Below are 21017 nucleotides of genomic sequence, written 5' to 3'. Positions count from 1 at the left end.
TGTCCGCGCCTCTACATCACCCGTGAACATCGAAAGGACGATCATGGGTCAGCTCAATGCCGGCATCGTGCCGGTCACACCGTTCCAGCAGAATTGCACCATCCTGTTCGACATGGATGACAAGCATGGCGTCGTCGTCGATCCTGGCGGCGATATCGACAAGGTGCTGGCGGTGCTGAAGGACAATGCGATCTCAGCCGGGGCTATCTGGATAACGCATGGCCACATCGACCATGCCGGCGGCGCAATGGAGTTGAAGGAGGCGCTCGGCGTCGAGATCATCGGTCCGCATGAGGCCGACAAGTCGCTGCTCGACAATCTGGAAAACCAGGGCAAGCGCTACGGCATCGCCGGAGCGCGTAACTGCGTGCCCGACCGGTTCCTGGCCGAAGGCGAGACCGTGTCGTTCGGCGGCCATGTGTTCGAGGTGCTGCACTGCCCCGGCCATGCACCAGGTCACGTTGTTTATTACAACCGCGCGGCCAAGTTCGCCCATGTCGGCGACGTGCTGTTCCGCGGCTCGGTCGGCCGCACCGACCTGCCGGGCGGCGACCACGCGGCGCTGATCGCTTCGATCAAGGACAAGCTCCTGCCGCTCGGCGACGACATCGGCTTCATCTGTGGCCACGGTCCCGGCGGACGTTTTGGCGAGGAGAGGCGGACCAACCCTTTTTTGACTTGAACCAGGCTCGGAACCGTAGCTGTTTTCATCAGCCTCAAGCGACCGTTGACATTGTAGGGACCACAACAAAAAAGCGCTGGCCTTGCGGTCAGCGCTTTTCTGTTTTGGGGCAGGGAAGCCCTTGGTTTAATTGGCAGTGCAGAAATGCTGTTCGCCGTCATTGCCGGTGAACGTTCCGGTACGGGAATTGAAGCTGCGGTAGCGGTCCGAGCAGTATTCGTACCAGTCACGCGTCCACGGCTCGGCATAACGATCGGCGTAGACCACCCGCGGCTCCGCATAGTAGCGGCGCACCGGGGCCGGGCGTATCACCACGTCACGATCGTAACCGTCATCGTAGTAGCGGTCAGCGCCGGGCGGCGGCCGGTCATTGGCCAATGCACCACCGATCAGCGCGCCGGCCGCGAGGCCGAGCACGCCGGCGGCAATGGCATCGCCGTTGCCATGATGGCCATGATGACGGCGCCAGTCGCGTGCATTGGCGGCGGGCAAGGCCGTGAGCGTGGTAGCGACCACCGCAGCGGCCAGGACGGCGGTTTTGAAAATTCGGTTCATGTCGATCTCCTTCGTGCCGGCCCGTGTAGTTCGGGGATGCGGTCCGGCTTTACCGAAGACTAATATGCGACCGTGGCTGAACGGGGGCTGAACGGATTTTTACGTGTCTATTCAAAACAGACGTCAAAAATCATAGGCTCTCAAGGGAGCGATCTGCCTGGGATCGCCGGTTTGAAGCCGGCTCAGCCGACCGACAGGTTGACGGCCTTGGGACCCTTGCCGCGCTTGTCCGGCTCGGTGTCGAACGACACTTTCTGGCCATCCTCGAGACCGGGAAGACCGGACGCCTGCACGGCTGAAATATGGACGAAAACATCCTTCGCTCCATCATCGGGCGTGATGAAGCCGAAGCCCTTGGCATGGTTGAAGAATTTGACGGTGCCGGTCTGCGGCATGGGAAGCTCCTTTGTCCCATAGACTCCAGTCTCGGGCCGGCAAATGCCCGAGTGGAAATTTGTCCTTTATTTTAGCGTCATCGGCAAGGGAAAGTTTTGCGGGCGTCTAAAGCACGTTGCGGCATGCTTTGGGTCTTTGTTTTTATGCAAGTCGTTGCCCAGAACCTGGCGGCTTGGGCGACATCACCGGCCCGCGCCTTCGATAAGGAAAAGGCGCGACGAAGATCGCCGCGCCTTTCAAAATTCAGATCCCTCTCCAAGCCAGGGGCAGGCATGGAGCCTCCGTCGCACGTCCGAGTGACATGCGGCGCGCCGATGGCTCAGGCTGCGCGGAGGTTGACGGCCTTGGGGCCCTTGCCCATGCGGTCCGGCTCGACGTCGAAGGTGACCTTCTGGCCGTCGACGAGCGTGCGCAAGCCGGAGGCTTCGATCGCGGAGATATGGACGAACACATCCTTGGCGCCACCATCGGGCGTGATGAAACCGAAGCCTTTGGTCGCGTTGAAGAATTTAACGGTGCCGGTCTGGGCCATTGGGGAAACTCCTTCACCCGTTCAGTCTTTGGTGGTCCCGCCCGCCGCCTGGCGCAAAGGGCAGTTCCCGGTGGTTGCTTCGGCAGTCATGCATTGGCGCATGGTCAAACCCCCCGCCGAAAACGGGGCCGTCAGAGATTCACAGTATCGGGGAAAGGTCGTCCAAAACGTTCCGCTCTCCGGGTCGCAAATGCCCGAACACGGAATTTATCGCACGGAAACGTGATGGTTGCAAGATACCGCCGCGGGCCGCCACACTGGGCGCATCCCGACGCAAGGATCGACTGACTTGGGCATCGATGGGCTCGGCATAGGCTTGCTTGCCGGTCGGGTCATCGGCCAGAGCCAGCCCACGAATGGGCCAGACATCGGCGGCGCGCTATCCCCCCTTGCGGGCCAGGCGCCGTTGTCGTTTGCGAGGCTCAAACGGGGTTGCATTTGGCAAAGGAATGGCGAGGATCGGTAACCGGGGACCGATCGTGGGAGATCATCATGAAATTTCTGGCGGCAATCTTTTCGCGGCAGGGTTTTGTCATCCTGTTGCTGTCGGCAATTCTTGCCGCCTGCACCGTCGTCGTCGATGAGGGACCAGGGCCGCGCCCGCGTCCGCCACGGCCCGAACCGCAATATTGCAGCAAGCAGTACGAGCCGGTCTGTGCCCGCCGCGGCGGCGACCGCCAGACCTTCGCCAATGCCTGTCTTGCCGACCGGGCCGGCTACCGCATCGTGCGCGACGGCCCGTGCCGCGACGGCGGCGGTGGCGGTGGCGGTGGCGGTGGCGGTGGCGGTGGCGGTGAAGAGCAGACGTTCTGCACCCGCGAATATGCTCCGGTCTGCGGCCGCCGTCATGGCGAGATGCGCACCTTCCCCAATTCCTGCGAAGCCCGCGCCGCGGACTATCGCGTCGTTGGTGACGGGCCGTGCTGAGAACGATGCGCCTTGTTGAGGACGACAGGCGTCAAGCCGTCGGCTTCACCTGGCGACAGTAGGCGATGAACTCGGACGCGGGCATGGGTCTGGCGAAAAGCCAGCCCTGGGCGTAGTCGACGTCGCGCGCCGCGAGGTAGTCGGCTTGCGCCTGCGTTTCCACGCCCTCGGCAACGATCTTCAGCTTTAGTGTCTTGGCCATGTCGATGATATGCGGGGTGACGGAACTGGTGGCGGAATTCGTGCTGATCGTATCGATGAACGATTTGTCGATCTTGAGCGCATCGAGCGGCAGCCCCTCGAGATAGGACAGGCTGGAATAGCCGGTGCCGAAGTCGTCGATTGCCACTGCGTGGCCAAGTTCGCGGGCACGAACGAGCGTCGAGCGGGCCGAGTTGATATCGACGAAACCTCGCTCCGTCGCCTCGAGCCAGATTTGCTGGGGCCGGATCCCGGTGTGCTGCAACGCCTTTTCGATGATAGGCAGGACCCGCGCGGTGCCGACATCGGTTGCGCTGAGATTGATGGCGATGTGAAGCGAGCGGTCGGCGACCAGAAGCCTGTTCAGGTCGAACACAACCATCGCAATGACCTGATCGGTGATCGCCGTGATCAGGCCGCTCTCTTCCGCCAGCGGAATGAAGAGATCGGGCCGGACGAGGGAACCGTTCGGCCGCTTCCAGCGCACCAGCGCTTCCGCCCCGATGCAATTGCCGGTCCTGAGTTCGACGATCGGCTGATAGTGGACGATGAATTCGCGCTTGCGCACGGCGATCTGCAATTCTCCCAAGGGCGAAAGCCGCCTTCGCGACAGCCACACAACCATGCCGATGATGAAGGCGGCCATGAAGGCGCCGAGCGGGAGCAGCAGGAATTGCTGCTGGCGAACGCTGCCCAGGATCTGGCTTGTCGGTTCGGTGGCGACAGCGATCCAGCCCGTCTCGCGCGCGGTGGCAAACAGGAGATCGTCATCGATGCCTTCGCCGGGGCCGGCGACGATCTTCTCGATGCGGGCGGGATCCGGTCCGTTCAGCGCGCCAAGCAGGATGCCCGTTTGCGTCGTCAAAGCGAGCTGGACACCGGGATCGACGATGACGTCGACAAAGCGTACCGGATCGACAAGGACATTGTGGTCCCTGTATTGCAGCGCCATCAGAAAATGGTCCTCGCTCATCACCGGCTGCATGCGGGCGGTGACGGCAATGCCGTCCCTGGTGGTGAAGTCCGGGATGGATTGCGCAACGCGCCCTTCAGTCAGTCCCCAGGAAGAGCATTTGAGCAGGCCATTTTCGAAATAGCCCATCTCTTCGATCGGGCGCGTGTTGATGGTGAGTTGCCGCATGCGGGCTATATGGTCCGCCGAACAGCGGACGCCGGTGAACTGGTCGATCTGCCGCAAGGCGACGGTCGCATCCTTGAGCGAGATGTCGGCCCTGGCGATGGCGCGGCTGGCGAACAACTGCAGCCGCTCATGTTCCTTTTGGACGGCCTGAAGCCAAGCGAGATGAAACATAGCCGCTATCGGTACGATGGCGCCCAGCATGGCCAACACCACCGCCGTCACGATGATGCGCGACCTGTCCATGCGCCTCCTGCCTTCGGGTATGAGCGGCGATCGTGGGTGGTCGCCCGCAAACGTCTCGGCCACCAATCGTGGCAGCGGCCCGGTTCAGGCGGATCTTAGGGCCTCGATCTTACGTGAACTTTAATGGAGTCGTGGGGCAGCACCGCCGCTCTAAACCGGATAGGCGCCGTCGGCCGGGCCGGCGTAAAGCTCGCAGCCATTGTCGTCGCAGATGCGCAGGCGATCGGGGATTTGCGGCATGGCCAGCGTGTGGAACAGCGCGGTGGCGCCCTGCAGCGGCGCGCAGGTTCGGCGCCTCCAGTGATACCTTGTCGAGAGTGGCTTCGTCGGCGTCGCGCGACCGGTAGAACTCGATGACGAAATTCAAGCGCGCCTCCGTGGCAGAGCATTGCGCGGGCCTGTTCAGTCAATTCGTCCCCCACAGAGGGACGACGGAGAGGACGCACGAGGCGCGCCCTCCAGTTTGTCAGCCCTTCGACTTCGGCTTCAGGTTGCTCTCCGCCTGCTTGACCGAGGAGCCGAACGGGGAGGCGGGCTTTGCCACGACCTTGTCCTTCTTCGGCTTGCGTGTCTCGCGGTTGCTTCGCTGTTGACCTTTGGACATGTCGTGCTCCTACTTCAGTGTTGGCTTGGCGGTGAGGTCTCAGATGAGCGGGTTGCTGGCAACAACGGGGTTGCCGGCAACAACCGGATCTGCCGGTTCGAGATTGTCTTCGGTGGTGACCCGCTCATAGGTCTCCTGCTCGCTGCGGATGCGGTATTGCGGCGAACCATCCTTGACCGGCAGCCTGCTCTTGATCTGGAACAGTTCGGCGGTCTTCTGGACGAGGCCGGTGCGGCTCTTCATGCGCACGGTCTGACCGATCGAAAACTGGTGCGCGGGCGTGTCGGTGCGCGGGCGCGCATTCTGCTGGAAACGGATCATGCTGCATTCTCCCTGTCGCGCTTCAGCGCTGTTTCGAGTTCGAGGTAATCGATGGCGACAAGCTGGCTGGTGGGCGGGTTTTTCGCTGCCCTTGCCGGCAGATGGATGAAAGTGGCGACGCGGCGCCAGGCAAGCCGCGACATGCCCTCGATCAGCTCTTCGTCGTGGTCGATGTCGTAGTCGCCGGCCGGCAGCTGCCCTTCCAGTCCGCCGAGCACGAAAGGTGCGGTGAAGTGCGCGATGGAGTGGGTGGTGCGGTCCGGCATTGTCTTACCTATGCAAAGCAGCGGTCCTGAAAACAAAAAAGCGGGGACGAGCCCCGCGTTCCTATTTCCGGCAGTCGCTGGAAATAAGCCGCTTTCGAGAGCTGCCAGTACATCCGTGGTCAGCGTTCATCGAATTCGGCCGGATCAGATCAATTGCAAATTGGCGGCCGACTCGCGGCCCTTGGTGTCACGCTCCAACTCGAACTGCAGCTTCTGGCCTTCGGCGAGGCCGGGGAAGCCGGCGCGCTCCAGTGCGCTGACATGGACAAAGACGTCCTTGCCGCCATCGGTCGGCTGAATGAAGCCGAAGCCCTTCTGGCCATTGTAGAACTTCACGGTTCCGGTGTTCATGTCGGTCTTTCGAAGAATGAGAATGGTCGCGCGGAGCGAATATGCCGCGCGCCCGGTATCGATGATTTGGAATGAGATTGGCGGGTCGAGAACCTCTGACGCCGCGAGATGCCAATTCTGGCCCAAAGCGATCCTGTACAAATAGGCCTTTGTTGTAATTTAATCAAGGCGTTTTAAAATAAAATTGGGTTTCATTCAAAAAATTGCGCGCTGTAACTATCAGAAAAATGATGATACAAATTCATACAATTCAAAAACTGTTTGAAGCTTAGCGGGAATAATTCTCCCGGTATTTTCATTTTTCTTGTGAATTGAAGAAGGAGACCTCGTGATGTCCGTAAAGACGCCAATAGGCACCCCCGTAACGATCACGCCGGTCGCAAAGCCGGTAATGGCAAAGCCGATGGTTGTCCTGTCGCCGCGGCTGACTGTCAGAAGTGACGAGGCGGCAAAGCGAAGGATCGCCGACACCGATGGAACGGTCCGGCGTGCCAGGCAGGTTGCCGAGACCAATCGCCTGATTTGATCTTTCCGCACCGACGAAAGGACGAGACAGCAGGCGAAGCCTTGAACCTGCGGCGCCGATGGCTTAGATCGCCACAGGCGGACAAAACACGGCAGGTTTCCCATCAACAGAGATCAAAGACGAGCGGCGGGTGCGGGAGCCAGGTCTGGCGCAGGCGGACAGCCCCCGCTGGGCCTCGACCAGTATGTGCAGCAGGCGTTGCAACTGCATCAGGCCGGGCGCCGGCAAGAGGCTGAGACGATCTACCGGCAGGTGCTGGCGCGTCAGCCCAAGCACGCCGCCGCCGCGCATTTCCTGGGACTGCTGCTGCACCAGACCGGGCGCAGCGAAGAAGGGCTGGATCTCATCGAACGGTCGGTGAGCCTGCAGCCGACGAATCCCGATTTCCTCAACAATTTCGGGACGGTGATGCGCGACCTCGGCCGCCCTGCTGCGGCCATCGATTTCTTCCGCGGGGCGGTGGATCTGCGGCCGGACCAGCTCGCGGCGCGCGACAATCTAGGCTCATCGCTGAAGCAGGTCGGCCAGTTCGAAGAGGCCGAAGAGATTTATCGCGGCACGGTTGCACGCAACCCATTTCATGTGCGCGCCCGCATCGGGCTTGCCGAAACCCTGCAGGAAGCCGGGCGGCTGGATGAGGCGCTCGCCGTCTTCCGCGAAGCGCTGACGATCCGGCCCAAGGATGCCGACCTGCTGCACGGGCTCGGCGTCGGGTTGATGGAAAAGGGCAAGCTTGACGAGGCGGCCGACCTGTTCCGGCAGGCGTTGGCGATCAATCCCGCCATGGCCACAGCCTGGCTGATGCTGACGCAGGTCAAGCGCCAGAAGGAGCGCGACAGCGAGCTTGGGGGCATGGAGGCCCAGCATGCCAAGGCGCCGCAGGACAGCCTGGCACGCATGCAGCTGTCTTTCGGACTCGGCAAGGCGAATGACGATCTCAGCGATTATGGCCGGGCCTTCGACTATTTCGCCGAAGGCAATGCGATCCGCCGCAAAGGCATCGACTACGATCAGGCCAGGACGCGGGCCGAGTTCGAGGCGATGAAGGCCACCTTCGATGCCGGCTTCTTCGAGAAGCACAGGCCCAGCTCAATCAGCGACGACACGCCGATCTTCGTCGTCGGCATGCCGCGTTCGGGCACGACGCTGGTCGAGCAGATCATTGCCAGCCATCCGCAGGTCTATGGCGCAGGCGAGCTCAGCATCTTGAAGAAGGCGGTCGGCAGGCAGTTCCCGGCGACCATGCCGGGTGGCTTCCCATGGGGCGTATCGGATACCGGCGATGCGGATTTTGCCGAGGCAGGCCAAGCCTATCTCGACATGCTGCATGCCCGCTATACGAACATGCGTCACGTCACCGACAAAATGCCAGGCAACTTCCTGCTTGTCGGCTTCATCCACATGATGATGCCGAAGGCCAGGATCATCCACTGCGCGCGCGATGCAGCGGCCACCTGCCTGTCGATCTACAAGGTGCATTTCCGCGGCGACAGCCATCGCTATGGCTACGATCTCGGCGAGCTCGCCGACTTCCACAATCTCTACACCGACATCATGAAGCATTGGCACACGGTGCTGCCGGGCGTCGTGCATGATGTACGCTACGAGGATTTTGTCGCCGACCAGGACGGACAGACGCGGGCATTGATCGCTCATCTCGGCCTGCCTTGGGACGATGCGGCACTATCGTTCCACGAAACCGACCGACCGGTTCGCACGGCTTCAGCCGCACAGGTGCGCCAGCCGATGTATCAGGGGTCGGTCGATCTGTGGAAGCGCTATGGAGACCGGCTCAAGCCGTTGCTGGACAAGCTGGATTAGTGCAACGCTATCTAGCTGATCGCGTGGCCTTAGAGATTGGCCTAAGCACCCGCGTCGTCATCCTAGGGGCTTCGCGACGGAGCTTCGCTCCTGCTTCGCCCTAGGATGACGAAGCTGAGGCTTCTTCTAATCGCTACCGGCTGCTCAAAGCTCAATGAATGGCTTGAAGCCACCGAAGATCATGCGCTTGCCGTCGAACGGCATGTCCGCCCAATCGGCCTTCAAGCGCGGGTCGGCCATCACCTTGGCCATGACGGCATCGCGGCTCTCCCGCGACTCATAGACGGCCCAGGCGAAGACGACGATCTCGTCGTCCTTGGCCTGCACGGCACGCGGGAAGGACGTGACCTCGCCATAGGGCACGTCGTCGCCGATGCATTCGACATAGGCGAGCGCGCCATGTTCCCTCCAGATAGGCCCTGCGAGGTTGGCCAGCTTCTTGTAGTCATCGAGTTTTGCCTTGGATACGGCAAGTACGAAACCATCGACATAGGACATTTTGGATCTCCTCCTGGAAGTTCACGGGGCCTCACCGGCGCTGGCCGGTGAGGGGCTCGGGCCATCGGCGGCAGATCAGGCTTTCTTCACCGGCGCGTTCATCGCCCATTCGACGCCGAACGGGTCGCGCATATTGCCCCATTGATCACCCCAGAACATGACCTGGAGCGGCACGGCGACTTCGCAGCCGGCATCGACGGCGCGCTTCCACCAGGCTTCGATATCGTCGCTGCCGAGGTGAAGCTGCATTGTGTAACCCTGCGGCTTGACGGCGGGCATTCCGTTTTCCGGATAGAAATCGGAGAGCATGAGCGTCGAGCCGTTGATGTAGAGGTGAATGTGCATGGTGCGGCCTTTTTCGTCCGCCGGATAGGCAAAGACCTGCTCCGCGCCGAAGGCCTTCTTGTAGAATTCGGCAGCCTTGAAGGCGCCATCCAACTGCAGATAGGGGGTCAATCCGCCGAGCACTTTGGCCGCGGGCTGAACGGGGGTCTGGTCAGTCATTTGTTGTTCCTCTTTGCGTTTGGCGTTGCGAGCCAAAGGACGGATGAGGCGGCGGCGATCCTACATGGCCGGGAGATTTTTTTGGCCGACCGGCCCTGGACTGGCCAGGCAGCCGGCAGCTGAACGAGAGACGTGAAACGAACTTGCGTCGGCGGCCCCCAATCAGAGCGCAATTCTCGCTGCTCGCGGGCTAGAACAGATGGATCACGCGAACGCCGCTTCAGCCCCGAGATGACAATGATCCTCTACTATCAGACCCATTCACCCTTTGCGCGCAAAGCGCTCGTTTTCGCTCATGAGGCCGGCATTGCCGATCGGCTCGAGGTCATTCATCACGAGACCAGTCCGACCTTGCACAATGCTCGCGTCTACGCCGAAAATCCCCTCGGCAAAGTACCGGTGCTGCTGCGGCCCGACGCGTCGCCGATCTTCGACTCCGATGTCATCTGCGCCTATCTCGACACGCTGCATGACGGCCGCAAGCTGCTGCCGCAAGATGGCGAAGCGCGCTGGCAGGCGTTGCGGCTGCAGTCGGTCGCCCAGGGCCTCGCGCAGACAGGCATCGCTTTGCGCTGGGAGACGGAAAGAAGACCCGAACAGCTGCGTTATAGCGCTCTCGCCGACGGATACCGGGAAAAGATCGAGGCGAGCTACGACTGGATCGAAAGTACGCTGGACGACGAGGCACCGCTCCATGTCGGCCACATCGCCTTGGCCACCACGCTGTCCTGGATGGCGTTCCGACACCTGCCGCCTTTTCGCTCGCGGGCGCGGCTGACGCACTGGTTCGAGGCTTTCGAAAAACGCGTATCGATGCAGGCGACACCGCTTTCAGGCGATACGCATGACTGACTGGCGCCTCGCGAGGTCAGGGGCGGCGGCCGTTCTGCGCGTCGAAGACGTCCGGAAAACCGATATCCTTGCGCAGCGAGGCAGGCAGTGAAAGCAGGATGCGCTCGCTGCGGTGACGAGCGCGCGCTGCCGCATACCGGGTTGCGATGCGACCGATGGATGAAAGAACCGACATGATAATTCTCCCTGGGTTGGCGCCGGCATCATCGTGTCGGCATCCCAAGGACGGGGCTGGCTGAGGCTATCCGACAGACCGTCGAAATTTTTTTATCGTGGCGTCTGATGGTCTATTCGAATGCTGCCGTACGGACCTACGCAACCCTGAGCGTAGGGATCGCTGAAACATCAACCTCACGCTCTGCGTGCCAGGCATCGAAAGCCGCCTGCATTCGAAGCCAGATCGCGGCTCCGTCGCCGAACAGCTTGCCAAGGCGAGCGGCCACAGCCGGTGAAACCGGCTTCTTTTCGCGGATGATGTCATAGAGATGCTGCCGGGAGATCCCGAGCAGATTTGCAATTTCCACCTTGGTCTTGCCAGTTGCCGGGATAATGTCCTCAAGCAGCGCTCCTGGGTGGGAGGGACAACGCTCAATAGGACGCGTCGGCTCGTGCACGGTCATAAGTCGAACTTCTCCAGTCTGGCCGCCTCAGTGATATTGCTCGAAATCGACGCGGGCGGCATCCTTGCCGTCGAACTCGAATGTGATGCACCACGGGCCGTTGACGTGGACCGTGTAGCGGATTGGATCGAAGCCTTTCAGCGGGTGGAAATCGAAGCCGGGAAGGTTCATTTCCTCCGGCTTCTCCGAAGCTTCCAGGCGGTCAAGCCGGACAAGAATGCGCTTGTGCATCTTGGCGTCGATCTTGCCGGTCTTTCCAGTTTGAAAGAGGTCCGACAGCGCCTTGTTCTTGAAGGACTTGATCATCGGTATATGTAAACAGATTGCTTACAAAAAACAAGGTCTGTAAGCAAATAATTTACATGCCAGTCGACTCCGTTGGCCTCATCCTGCCGTTTCAACCACCGAGCGGAAGAAATCCTCCGGGTCTTCGACTTCGGTGAGCTTCCGCTTCTCGATCAGCCAGAAGCGGTTGCCGATGGCGCGGATGAAGGAGCGGTCGTGCGAGGCGAGCACGCAGCTTGCCTGATGTGCCAGCAGTTCCGCTTCCAGCGCTTCCTGGCCGTCGATGTCGAGATGGTTGGTCGGCTCGTCGAGCAGATAGAAGTTGGGATCGGCGAGCCTGAGGGCCAGCATCATCAGCCGCGCCTTCTGGCCGCCGGACAGCACGCCGATCTTTTTCTCCTGCATCTCGATGACCACGCCGGCGCCGGCCAGCAAGGACCGTGCGCGCTGCTCGCCGACATCGTAGCGGCGCGAGACCATCGCCAGCGGCGTGTCGTCGCCGCTGATGCCGGACAGCGCCTGGTCGCTGTAGCCGAGCACGGTCGACGGCGTCACCTTCACATTCCGCAACGTGTCCGGTTCGATGATGGCATTGCGGATCAAGGTGACGAAGCGCGACTTGCCGACGCCATTGCGGCCGAGCAGCACGATGCGGTCGCCCTGGCAGATATGGCGCCTGCCGGTCTGAAACAGCAGTGTGCCGTCGGGTGTTTCGACAGCCGCGTCGTCGAGCGTGATCAGCACTTTGGCGTGAGTGCCGCGATTGGCCAGTTTTATGGCACCCGCCGACTTCTCGCGATGCGCCGGGTTCGCCGCTTCCTCTAGTTTTTCGGCCCGCTGGTTGAGTTGCTTGGTCTTGACCGTCAGCAGATCGCTGCCCGAATTGATGCCGATGTTGTTGAGCTTGGCCGCCTGTCGGCGCAATTGCTGCGCCACCTTCATGTCGCGCTGGAACTTGCGCTCCATCGAAGCATCGACGTCGTCGAGCGCCTGTCTGGCGCGGGAGTAGGGCAGAGCAAACACCGGCGACTGTTCAGGGCGCAGGAACAGCGTCCGGTTGGTGGTGGCGTCGAGGAAGGCCCGGTCGTGGCTGGCGATGACGACCGGCACTTCGCGCGGCAGCGTGTTCAGCCAAGTTTCGAGCTGGCTGATGCGGGCCAGATCGAGATGGTTGGTCGGTTCGTCGAGCAGCAGCACGTCCGGATCTGTCACCCAGACGCGGGCGATCAGCGCCAGTCTCTGCCAGCCGCCGCTCAGCGCCTGCATTGGCCGCTCGCGCATGGGCTCCGGCACATCGAGTGAATCGAGAACCACGTCGACGCGCCACAGCTCGCTTTCAGCCTGCTCGGGCGGCAAGACGTCGGCCACTACCTGATGGAAGCTGCGGGTGAGAAGGGCCGGGGCAACGGATTGCTCGACATGACCGACGCGCAGGCCGCGCGTGCGGGTGATGTCACCGGAGGTCGGCTCCATCTCGCCGGTCAGGCATTTCAGCAAGGTCGACTTGCCGCGGCCATTGGCGGCGACAATGCCGAGCCGGTCGCCGGAGCCGATGGTGAGGTCGAGATTGGCAAACAGCGGCGCACTCATGGTGACGCCGAGGGATTTGAGGCTGATCAGGGCCATTTTGATTTCTCTGGTCTTGCCGGAGGAAAAGTCCGGTTCAATGCACTTTGACGGTGCGCAGGCTGGCCATCAGGCTCGGCGTTGCAAAACCACGAAGGGCAGACCAAAAAATCGAAGCGGGAAAACCCGGACCGTCCCTGGTCAGCCCTGCAAGCAAGCTCGCAGGGCAGAAATCGGGCCACGCTGACGATGGTGACGATGAAACGTAAACACGTGAGCCCTCCTTTCAAAACGTTCGAGTGTGTGGACTGGCTACACCAAAGGTGGGGCCGCTGGCAAGTGTGTCCTCTGCAGGCCGGCCTTAGTCTCGCGGCGGATTACCCAGTCCCCCTTATTTCCCTGGATTTCCTGCGGTGTCAGGAAGTGAAACTCCATCAGGATCGGTTCTTCCGGTCCCTTGAAGAAATGAAGCTCGGCGTGGGGGAGCACGAGCCGGCGGACAGTTTCAGATACGCTTTCCACCTTATATTCCTCGGCATGCAGTCCTAGACCTGCGAGGAGCGTCCTGGCGGCCGAAATCGTCATTGCCGGGCTAAAGCCATCGAGATCGATTTGGCTGTTGCCGCTCCATTTCAAAGGCAAAGGCTTGGGGACATCAGGCATGTCCCAAAGTTTGATGCTGATGCGATGGACGCGTGCTCGATTGCGCCTGGTCAAAATGTCGATTTCCAGATCGCCATAACCCAGAAGAAAGCCGCACGGCTGATCCTGATAGACATACAACCATTTAGGAAAGCCAAGGTGTTTCTCGACCGGACCGAGATCAGCTCCGGCCCGCAAAGGCGTGTCTTTGCTACCTAAGATTAGGGGGAGAATATGGAGTTTGCCTCGCTGTCGCATCGATCAAACCTTGGTTGGCTGGATATCCCGTCGCAGGGAGCATATTCCGCCTGCCCTGACCATTGTGCTACCCAGCTGATTGATTGAGCTTCACAGGTCAAAGGGCCGGATCAGACAGGTCTCAAGTAACCGCCGCTTAGTCCATATTCTTTGTTGAGATCGAGTAGGAAATGCCGAACACCGCGCTTCTGCCGAGATCGACAACGATCACAAGCAGGGCGTTGAACCTGCCGGTGCCAATCAAAACTTGATCAAACCGGTTTTGAACGTCCCGGTAAACATAGTGGACGTCGTTCAAATAGGGCACGCCGACTTCGTCCAGATTTAGCGCGTCGACATAGGGCCATATGTCTACGACAGCATTCGCCGTCGCGGTGATATTCGTCATCGGCTCGGCAAAGCAAGCCTTGAACTCCTCTTCATCAAGTCTGCGAACGACGACCATCACCTATTCTAAGCGGCGGCATCTGAAATCCGCAACCGATCGCAGGCTCGATGCTGCAGCTTCCTACCGCCCCGGCCTACCTGTCTTTCCCGGCCGACGCTTTTCGCGGCGGGCATCTCCCGCGTCTTCATACGAGCCGATGCCGGCGCGCTGGCGAACGATTGGTTTGCCGTCGCGTTCCTTTGTGCCCCCCTCTGTCCTGCCGGACATCTCCCCCACTTGGGGGGAGATCGGCTGTGGCTTTGCCGGCACTTTTCCCTCGACCGGCTTTTCCGTGCGCCGCACGGTCATCTCATCAAGCGAGTTCTTCTTGAACAGCGGCTTGACCGGCTCGCCGGGAATGCCGAAATCGGAGCCATGCGCCTCTTCGGCCGACTGTTTCTTGAACAACGAGCGCGACACCGCGCCGGCCGGCGTCGGCATGTCGGTGCCCGGACCCATGTCGTCGATCGAGGGTTTCGAAAACAGCGGTTTTTTCACTGGTACGGCGCCATCGGCGCCCATCTCGTCGAGATCAGGCTTGCGGAAGAGGTTGGGCCGCGCAGCCTTGGCCGCCTCTTCGGCGGCACGGGCTTCGTCGAACTTGCGGAAACGCTCCTGTTCCTCTGCTGTCCGATGTTTGGCCACGCCCTTGTTGTGCTTGCCCTTTTCGCGACCTGAGGCAGGACTTTCCATATCGGCGTATTTGGCCAGTGGGTCTTCGGAGATGGACAGTTCCATCTCTCGCAGACGCTTGATCTCGTCGCGGATACGAGCCGCCTTCTCGAAGTCGAGATTGGCCGCGGCATCGCGCATCTGCTTTTCCATCGCGTCGAGATGGGCCTTGAGGTTGTTGCCCATCATGGCGCCGGCATTGTCGGTGAACTGCGAAATGTCGGCGCGGACGTGGTCCTTCTCGTAGACCGAATCCAGAATGTCGGAGATGCGCGACTTGACCGATTCCGGGGTGATGCCGTTGGCCTCGTTCCATTCCACCTGCTTTTCGCGGCGGCGGTTGGTCTCGGCCATCGCCCGCTCCATCGAGCCGGTGACTTGGTCGGCATACAGGATGACCTTGCCGTCGACGTTTCTGGCGGCGCGGCCGATGGTCTGGATCAGCGAGGTTTCCGAGCGCAGAAACCCTTCCTTGTCGGCGTCGAGAATGGCGACGAAGCCGCATTCGGGAATGTCGAGGCCTTCGCGCAGCAGGTTGATGCCGACCAGCACGTCGAAGGCGCCGAGGCGCAGATCGCGCAGGATCTCGATGCGCTCCAGCGTGTCGATGTCGGAGTGCATGTAGCGGACGCGGATGCCTTGCTCATGCAGATATTCGGTCAAATCCTCGGCCATGCGCTTGGTCAGCACCGTGACCAGCGTGCGGTAGCCGGCCTTGGTGGTGTCGCGGATTTCGCCAACGACATCGTCGACCTGGGTCTTGGCCGGGCGAACCTCGACCGGCGGATCGATCAGGCCGGTCGGGCGGATGACCTGTTCGGCGAAGACGCCGCCGGCCTGCTCCATTTCCCAGCCGCCAGGGGTCGCCGAGACGGCGACCGAAAGCGGACGCATGGCATCCCATTCCTCGAAGCGCAGCGGCCGGTTGTCCATGCAGGACGGCAGACGGAAGCCGTATTCGGCCAGTGTCGCCTTGCGGCGAAAGTCGCCGCGATACATGCCGCCGATCTGCGGCACGGTGACATGGCTTTCATCGATGAAGACCAGCGCGTTGTCGGGAATGTACTCGAACAGCGTCGGCGGCGGATCACCCGGCTGGCGGCCGGTGAGATAGCGCGAATAGTTCTCGATGCCGGCGCAGGAACCGGTGGCTTCCAGCATCTCGAGGTCGAAGCGGCAGCGCTGTTCCAGCCGCTGCGCCTCGAGCAGGCGGCCTGCGCGCTCGAGTTCGACCAGCCGGTGCTTGAGCTCTTCCTTGATCGACTTGATCGCCTGGTTCAGCGTCGGGCGCGGCGTCACATAGTGCGAATTGGCGTAGATCTTGACGCTTTTCAGCTCGCCGGTCTTCTGGCCGGTCAGCGGGTCGAATTCGGTGATCTGCTCGATCTCGTCGCCGAACATTGAAATGCGCCAGGCGCGATCCTCCAAGTGGGCCGGGAAGATCTCGATCGTGTCGCCGCGCACGCGGAACGAGCCGCGAACGAAATTGATGTCCTGCCGTTTGTACTGCTGGGCGACGAGATCGGCGAGCAGCGCGCGCTGGTCGAGCCGATCGCCGATCTGCATCTGGAAGGTCATCGCCGTATAGGTCTCGACCGAGCCGATACCGTAGATGCAGGACACCGAGGCGACGATGATGACGTCGTCACGCTCGAGCAGCGAACGCGTCGCCGAATGGCGCATGCGGTCGATCTGCTCGTTGATCGAGGATTCCTTCTCGATGAAGGTGTCGGTGCGCGGGACGTAGGCTTCCGGCTGGTAGTAGTCGTAGTAGGAGACGAAATACTCGACGGCGTTTTCCGGGAAGAATTTCTTGAACTCGGAATAGAGCTGCGCCGCCAGCGTCTTGTTCGGCGCCAGGATCAAGGCAGGGCGCTGCGTCTCCTCGATCACCTTGGCCATGGTGAAGGTTTTTCCGGAGCCGGTGACGCCGAGCAGCACTTGGGTCCGGTCGTTGTTGTCGACGCCTTCGACCAGATCCTTGATCGCGGTCGGCTGATCGCCGGCCGGCTCGAAATCCGAAACCATCTTGATGGCAATGCCGCCTTCGGATTTTTCGGGGCGGGCAGGGCGGTGCGGCGTCCACAGCACGCCGTCCTTGTGCAGCGGATTGCCGGATTCGATCAGCGCCGACAGCGCGGCGACGGTAGCGGTGACGCTGCCCGAGGCCATCGTCTCGGCGTCTTCCAGCGAGATGTCGAGACCGGCGACCGGGTTGAGGCCGGCTGCCGTGCGCTCCCTGGCTGACGCCGCGCCACCCATCGAGGTGCCGCGCGAACTGCGTCCCGGCGAGCTTGAGCGCTCGGGTATCTTCTTCGACGGCTTCGGCGATTTGCCGCCGTCGCCCTTGCCGACAAGACGTCCTTCGTTTTCGGCTTCCTGCTCGATCTGCTCGGCCCAATCCGCGATCGAACCGGTCAGCGGCGTGCCAGAGAGCTCCGGCTGCGGCATCTCGGCGAAACCGCCTTTGTGCAGCGGCTCGGAGGCGTCGAGGAAATCGGTCAGCGGGCTGCGCCGCTTCGGCGCGGCGCGGTCGTCGTTCGCCGTCGGCGGCGTTTTCTTATCGGGGGATTTGGCCATGTCCCGAATATGGGATTTCCTGGCCAAAATGGAAAGAGCGCGGTGGGGAGAGGCGTGCCGAACAGCGCTGCTCCTGACAGCAGGCTGTCAGGAGCAGGCGGGAAGGTGCGGCCGAAAGCCTCTTGTCGCTACACGCCCCTGGCGGCTGATGCGACCTGCGTCGCCGACCCGTTCAGGCGCGGCACCACGACAAGGCGTTTGATCTTGCCCTTCTTGTAGGCGGCGAGGAAGCGCGCATAGTCCTTGAAGGCGACGCAACCGCTCGACTGGCCGTAGCGGCCTCGAAGCAGGTAGGTATGGGCCAGAAAGCCGTCGCGATTGTATTTGTTGCGGCCATCGGCCGGTGTCAGGCGCAAGGCCTCCACTCCGTGGAAGCGCGTCTCGCGCAGCGACAGATTGTAGGTGTTGGGCGGTGTCGGTCCGCGGTTCTTCTGGTCGGCATAACGCGGCTGGTCCGTCATGGCGCCGATGCCAGAATGAGCCTCGAGCCTTGAGCCGTCAGGCATGTAGACGGTGCCGGCGCTGATATCGTAGACGGCGACGCCATTTCCGGCTCCGCTTCTGGATCCCGGCGAGTTGAACAGATTTCTGAACGCCTTGCCAAGGCCGCCCGAAGGCGTGTCGGGCTTAGCATAGGCCAGCACATCGCCGCCATCGGCTGGCCGGCCTTGCCGCGTCGGTTTCGCCGGCTGGGCCTGCTGGACCGTCTCGCGTGCCGGCTTCGATTGCTGGGCGGGCTTGAGCTGCTGAACAGATTTGGGCTGCTGAACGGGCTTAGGCTGCTGCTGGACGATTTTGGGCTGCGGCGGGTCGAATTGCGGGCGGCGGGTCGGCAACGGCACGTCGTTGGTCAGCGCGTCCGGCAGCGAGGCGGCATCACCGGGTTGATCCTGCTGGGTTTCGACGGGGGAAACCGCGACATCGGCTGACGATTCCTCGATCGGCAGCGGTGAGGCAAACGCCCCGGCGTCGACCGGCAGCGACTGCACGAGGGCAAGTGCCAACTGCGAATTGTCTGGCGTATCAGATTGGGCAAAGCCCATCGGCTGCGGTGCGGTCTGCACGACCACCGAGCCGGTATCCAGCCGGGCGAAACGTTCGGCCGCCGGAACTGGCATGTTATCGGACAGGCTGGCCGTGACCTGGACGGACGGCACCAGCGACGCCTCGGCAATTCGCGGTGCGACGGTGGAGATCACCGGGCGCGTGTTGGCAGTGGCGGCAGGCTTTCCGGCGTCGGCAAAGGCAGCGGCCAGCTTCATCGGCGAAAGCGACGCTTCCATGCGTTCGAAGCGCTCCTGCGCCTTCGACTTCACGGCGGCTGGCATCGGCTTTGCCTGCGCTACAAGGCGTTCGGACTTTTCCGCCCGTGAGCTTACCCTGGCCAGCTTGAAACAGCTGGCACCGCACTGCACCGAATGATCATGCAGGGCCTGAGTGCCGCCATTGGCATTGGCCAGCACGAAGGGTGCTTTCAAGAAGTGCTGTTTCAGCGGATCGGTAAATGCGAGCGATCCCGGCATGGACAGCGTCTGGGGCAGGCCAACCGAAGTCGCCGACAGCGAGGCGCCGACGGAACTGAGGCCGGCCATGGTGCCGATCAGCCAAAGGCCGATGGCAGTGCTGACGCAGGGCAGTGCGACCCAGCGGGCCACCCGGCCAGCGTTGAAGGAAGAGGAACGCGGAGCATCGACGAACTCGCCGCCCTCACGCTGTCCCCGGTTTTTTTTATGTGTACTCAACAACGCCATGCAACCAATCTCGCTTCAATCGGTTTCCCCGTACGTGGCCTTGAGAGCCGCGACGACCATTCTGTGAGTGATCCCAGGTGGTCCCCGACGCGTTTGCCGCGTCTGTAGTTGGTTGCCAATTGCTTCAAAATATGGACAAAGTTGGTTAATCAATTCCTCTCAAAACCAACGACGAGATGTGGATTTTGGCCAAATCAGCCTTCGTCCACGGCCAGGAAAGTGGTGTTGTCGCCCTTCCGACCTGGTTTTGCTGCCTGTTTTTGGCGGCCGAGTCAAGCAAAACAGCCGCTGCTAATTTTTGCGAAGCGCCTTCGCGCGGCATCTGCAGTGAGGTGACTGCCAGCAGACATCGCTTGGGAAAGGCGCCTGTTTCCAGTAAAAATGTTGCCGGTCTTGCCAAGATTTCCCCTGCGGAAGAGCCTCAACATCCCGCCCTCAGTTGAACCAGAGCGCAAAGGTCAGAAACCCGCCGCCGCCGAACTGGCGCTGGATCTGGTCGAAATCGCTGCTGGTGACGAGCTCGCCGCTTTCGAGGTAGGGCGCGATGGCCGGGCCGGTGATCGACAGCACCAGATCGAAGTTTTTCGGGTCATCGAAGAAGCGCTTCATGTTGATGCCAAGGCCCGTGCCGGCGGTGACGCGGAAATGCGGCAGCAACTTGCGGCCCTCCAGGAGATCTTCGGCCATGGTCAGGGCGGCGAGCCAGGCCTGAACCTGCTCCTCGCCGACTTCGAGGCCGGTGAGCGGGTTCTCGCCCTTCTGCTGCGGTCCAGGCAGCCATTCGCGGTCATTGTCGGTCTCGGCGCGGATCGCCTTCCAGTCCTCGCGCGACAGCCGGATCATTTCCAGCAGGTGGCGGCGCGCCGCTTGCCGGCGCTCCGGTTCGACCACCGGCCAGTTGATGAGATGCACCATCGAGATGAAATCGGCGATGCGCCATTCCGACGAGAAGATGCTCGAGCCCATGTCGCCGGCCGGCGGCACCAGAATATCCTGCAACGGCAGCTTGGCGCGCGGGAACAGCATGTGGAACGAGCCGTCGAAGGTGCTCCTGAAATCATGCGCCAGCCAGAAATCGGCCTGGGCCATCAGGAACTCGGCATAGCCCTGCAGCCAGTACCCGTCGGCGCGGTCGAAACGGAAGGTGAGCGTGGGGACGGCGTCGTCCGATGTAATGCCGCCACGGGACAACGCGGCGATGATCGCCGCCATGCTCTCGTCCGGAGCGATGGTGCCGTCCTCGTTGAGGTCTATGCCCGCACGGGTGAGATCGATCGCCATGCCGATATCGGCGTTCGCCGGCACCGACGCAAACGTCGCCGCGGATTTTTCCAGCCGGTCGCGGAAGCCGACCAGGATGGCGCGGAACTGCTCGTAAGTCAGCGGCTCGGGATTGGGATTGTCGGGCACCGGCAACCGCATCAGTGGCAGCATGAAGGACTGCGGGCTTTCGAAACCATGGCGGTGCAGGCCGGTGGCCAGGATCTCCAATGCGGTAAAGAACTCGCCCGCCCCGGCCGCATAGGCGGATGCCGGGTCGTTTGGCGCGGCGGCCTCCAGCATCGACAGGGCAGCGTCGCGCGCGGCCACGCTCTTCGCCTCGAACAGTCGGGTAGCCGCTTCGGGCATTGCCGCCGACGCGGAAGACAGCGGCAGGAGCAAAATGAAAGCGGTCAGCAGGCCTGCCAGTCGTGTCATCTTTTCCCCCAATATTTGTCGCGCAGCGCAGATATACACCATTTGCAGCGCTGCGCTTCAACCCGCCCGCCGGACGGTCTACACAGGGCAAACAATTG

At 61.8% G+C, this 21017-nt stretch carries 25 protein-coding genes; 4 read left to right on the top strand and 21 right to left on the bottom strand.

What is annotated here, in order from left to right; translation table 11 throughout:
* The first annotated feature begins 43 nt into the window (after nt 1-43).
* Nucleotides 44-682: an MBL fold metallo-hydrolase gene (locus NKH97_RS08230; protein ID WP_024505622.1), complete on the top strand. Its 639-nt coding sequence runs from the start codon at nt 44-46 to the stop codon at nt 680-682.
* A gap of 126 nt (nt 683-808) precedes the next feature.
* Here NKH97_RS08230 and NKH97_RS08225 read toward each other — a convergent pair whose 3' ends face one another.
* The 3 genes from NKH97_RS08225 to NKH97_RS08215 all read right to left on the bottom strand — a co-directional run bounded on the left by NKH97_RS08225 (nt 809) and on the right by NKH97_RS08215 (nt 2165).
* Nucleotides 809-1237, bottom strand: a complete 429-nt coding sequence (locus NKH97_RS08225; RefSeq protein WP_023809802.1) for a BA14K family protein — start codon at nt 1235-1237, stop codon at nt 809-811.
* A 182-nt stretch (nt 1238-1419) separates the two neighbouring features.
* Entirely contained in the window at nt 1420-1632 is a 213-nt protein-coding gene (locus NKH97_RS08220) for a cold-shock protein (RefSeq protein WP_013530020.1), read from the bottom strand.
* A gap of 320 nt (nt 1633-1952) precedes the next feature.
* The gene (locus NKH97_RS08215; protein WP_006202520.1) at nt 1953-2165 is read right to left on the bottom strand and encodes a cold-shock protein; all 213 of its coding nucleotides are present in this window, start codon (nt 2163-2165) and stop codon (nt 1953-1955) included.
* A 492-nt stretch (nt 2166-2657) separates the two neighbouring features.
* Here NKH97_RS08215 and NKH97_RS08210 point away from each other — a divergent pair, with 492 nt between their 5' ends.
* Complete coding sequence (locus NKH97_RS08210) at nt 2658-3092, top strand: Kazal-type serine protease inhibitor domain-containing protein (protein WP_352796047.1); 435 nt, start codon at nt 2658-2660, stop codon at nt 3090-3092.
* A 31-nt stretch (nt 3093-3123) separates the two neighbouring features.
* Here NKH97_RS08210 and NKH97_RS08205 read toward each other — a convergent pair whose 3' ends face one another.
* From NKH97_RS08205 to NKH97_RS08180, 6 genes are all read right to left on the bottom strand, one after another.
* Nucleotides 3124-4677: an EAL domain-containing protein gene (locus tag NKH97_RS08205; protein WP_352796044.1), complete on the bottom strand. Its 1554-nt coding sequence runs from the start codon at nt 4675-4677 to the stop codon at nt 3124-3126.
* Nucleotides 4678-5143: 466 nt separating this feature from the next.
* On the bottom strand, nt 5144-5281 hold the full coding sequence (locus NKH97_RS08200) for a hypothetical protein (protein ID WP_023809800.1): 138 nt from the start codon (nt 5279-5281) through the stop codon (nt 5144-5146).
* A 39-nt stretch (nt 5282-5320) separates the two neighbouring features.
* Nucleotides 5321-5602, bottom strand: a complete 282-nt coding sequence (locus NKH97_RS08195; protein ID WP_023809799.1) for a hypothetical protein — start codon at nt 5600-5602, stop codon at nt 5321-5323.
* Nucleotides 5599-5868 carry a hypothetical protein gene (locus tag NKH97_RS08190; protein WP_023809798.1) on the bottom strand — a complete coding sequence of 90 codons (270 nt, stop codon included), beginning with the start codon at nt 5866-5868 and terminating at the stop codon, nt 5599-5601. The genes NKH97_RS08195 and NKH97_RS08190 overlap by 4 nt, the downstream gene beginning before the upstream one ends.
* Nucleotides 5869-6012: 144 nt before the next feature.
* Complete coding sequence (locus NKH97_RS08185) at nt 6013-6219, bottom strand: cold-shock protein (protein ID WP_023809797.1); 207 nt, start codon at nt 6217-6219, stop codon at nt 6013-6015.
* Nucleotides 6220-6438: 219 nt separating this feature from the next.
* On the bottom strand, nt 6439-6849 hold the full coding sequence (locus NKH97_RS08180) for a hypothetical protein (RefSeq protein WP_155930562.1): 411 nt from the start codon (nt 6847-6849) through the stop codon (nt 6439-6441).
* 94 nt (nt 6850-6943) lie between these two features.
* Between NKH97_RS08180 and NKH97_RS08175 the strand changes: the two genes are divergently transcribed.
* Nucleotides 6944-8566 (top strand): tetratricopeptide repeat-containing sulfotransferase family protein, encoded by a 1623-nt coding sequence (locus NKH97_RS08175; RefSeq protein WP_352796039.1) that lies wholly within the window; start codon nt 6944-6946, stop codon nt 8564-8566.
* A 144-nt stretch (nt 8567-8710) separates the two neighbouring features.
* Here the strand turns inward: NKH97_RS08175 and NKH97_RS08170 are convergent, their stop codons facing one another.
* Complete coding sequence (locus NKH97_RS08170) at nt 8711-9064, bottom strand: DUF1428 domain-containing protein (RefSeq protein WP_023809794.1); 354 nt, start codon at nt 9062-9064, stop codon at nt 8711-8713.
* A gap of 75 nt (nt 9065-9139) precedes the next feature.
* On the bottom strand, nt 9140-9568 hold the full coding sequence (locus NKH97_RS08165) for a VOC family protein (protein WP_023809793.1): 429 nt from the start codon (nt 9566-9568) through the stop codon (nt 9140-9142).
* A 237-nt stretch (nt 9569-9805) separates the two neighbouring features.
* Between NKH97_RS08165 and NKH97_RS08160 the strand changes: the two genes are divergently transcribed.
* Entirely contained in the window at nt 9806-10420 is a 615-nt protein-coding gene (locus tag NKH97_RS08160) for a glutathione S-transferase family protein (protein ID WP_023809791.1), read from the top strand.
* Between the two features lie 16 nt (nt 10421-10436).
* Here NKH97_RS08160 and NKH97_RS08155 read toward each other — a convergent pair whose 3' ends face one another.
* The 10 genes from NKH97_RS08155 to NKH97_RS08110 all read right to left on the bottom strand — a co-directional run bounded on the left by NKH97_RS08155 (nt 10437) and on the right by NKH97_RS08110 (nt 20919).
* A complete protein-coding gene (locus NKH97_RS08155) occupies nt 10437-10595 on the bottom strand; it encodes a hypothetical protein (RefSeq protein WP_023809790.1) in 159 nt (52 codons plus the stop codon).
* Between the two features lie 136 nt (nt 10596-10731).
* On the bottom strand, nt 10732-11040 hold the full coding sequence (locus NKH97_RS08150) for a HigA family addiction module antitoxin (protein ID WP_023809789.1): 309 nt from the start codon (nt 11038-11040) through the stop codon (nt 10732-10734).
* 27 nt (nt 11041-11067) lie between these two features.
* A complete protein-coding gene (locus NKH97_RS08145) occupies nt 11068-11346 on the bottom strand; it encodes a type II toxin-antitoxin system RelE/ParE family toxin (RefSeq protein WP_023809788.1) in 279 nt (92 codons plus the stop codon).
* A gap of 78 nt (nt 11347-11424) precedes the next feature.
* Nucleotides 11425-12951, bottom strand: coding sequence for an ABC-F family ATP-binding cassette domain-containing protein (locus NKH97_RS08140; protein WP_352796035.1), 1527 nt, complete (start codon nt 12949-12951; stop codon nt 11425-11427).
* A 252-nt stretch (nt 12952-13203) separates the two neighbouring features.
* Complete coding sequence (locus NKH97_RS08135) at nt 13204-13791, bottom strand: hypothetical protein (RefSeq protein ID WP_081734780.1); 588 nt, start codon at nt 13789-13791, stop codon at nt 13204-13206.
* Between the two features lie 136 nt (nt 13792-13927).
* Nucleotides 13928-14236: a hypothetical protein gene (locus tag NKH97_RS08130; RefSeq protein WP_023809784.1), complete on the bottom strand. Its 309-nt coding sequence runs from the start codon at nt 14234-14236 to the stop codon at nt 13928-13930.
* Between the two features lie 63 nt (nt 14237-14299).
* A complete protein-coding gene (uvrB, locus tag NKH97_RS08125) occupies nt 14300-17470 on the bottom strand; it encodes an excinuclease ABC subunit UvrB (protein ID WP_023809783.1) in 3171 nt (1056 codons plus the stop codon).
* Nucleotides 17471-17598: 128 nt separating this feature from the next.
* Nucleotides 17599-19221, bottom strand: a complete 1623-nt coding sequence (locus NKH97_RS08120; protein ID WP_023809782.1) for a DUF2778 domain-containing protein — start codon at nt 19219-19221, stop codon at nt 17599-17601.
* A gap of 145 nt (nt 19222-19366) precedes the next feature.
* Nucleotides 19367-19621, bottom strand: coding sequence for a hypothetical protein (locus NKH97_RS08115; RefSeq protein WP_155930561.1), 255 nt, complete (start codon nt 19619-19621; stop codon nt 19367-19369).
* Nucleotides 19622-19656: 35 nt separating this feature from the next.
* Entirely contained in the window at nt 19657-20919 is a 1263-nt protein-coding gene (locus tag NKH97_RS08110; RefSeq protein WP_023809781.1) for a hypothetical protein, read from the bottom strand.
* Nucleotides 20920-21017: the final 98 nt, after the last annotated feature.

Source organism: Mesorhizobium sp. M0870, assembly GCF_040319775.1.
Classification (GTDB): Bacteria; Pseudomonadota; Alphaproteobacteria; order Rhizobiales; family Rhizobiaceae; genus Mesorhizobium.
This window is presented reverse-complemented; position numbering and strand designations above follow the sequence as displayed.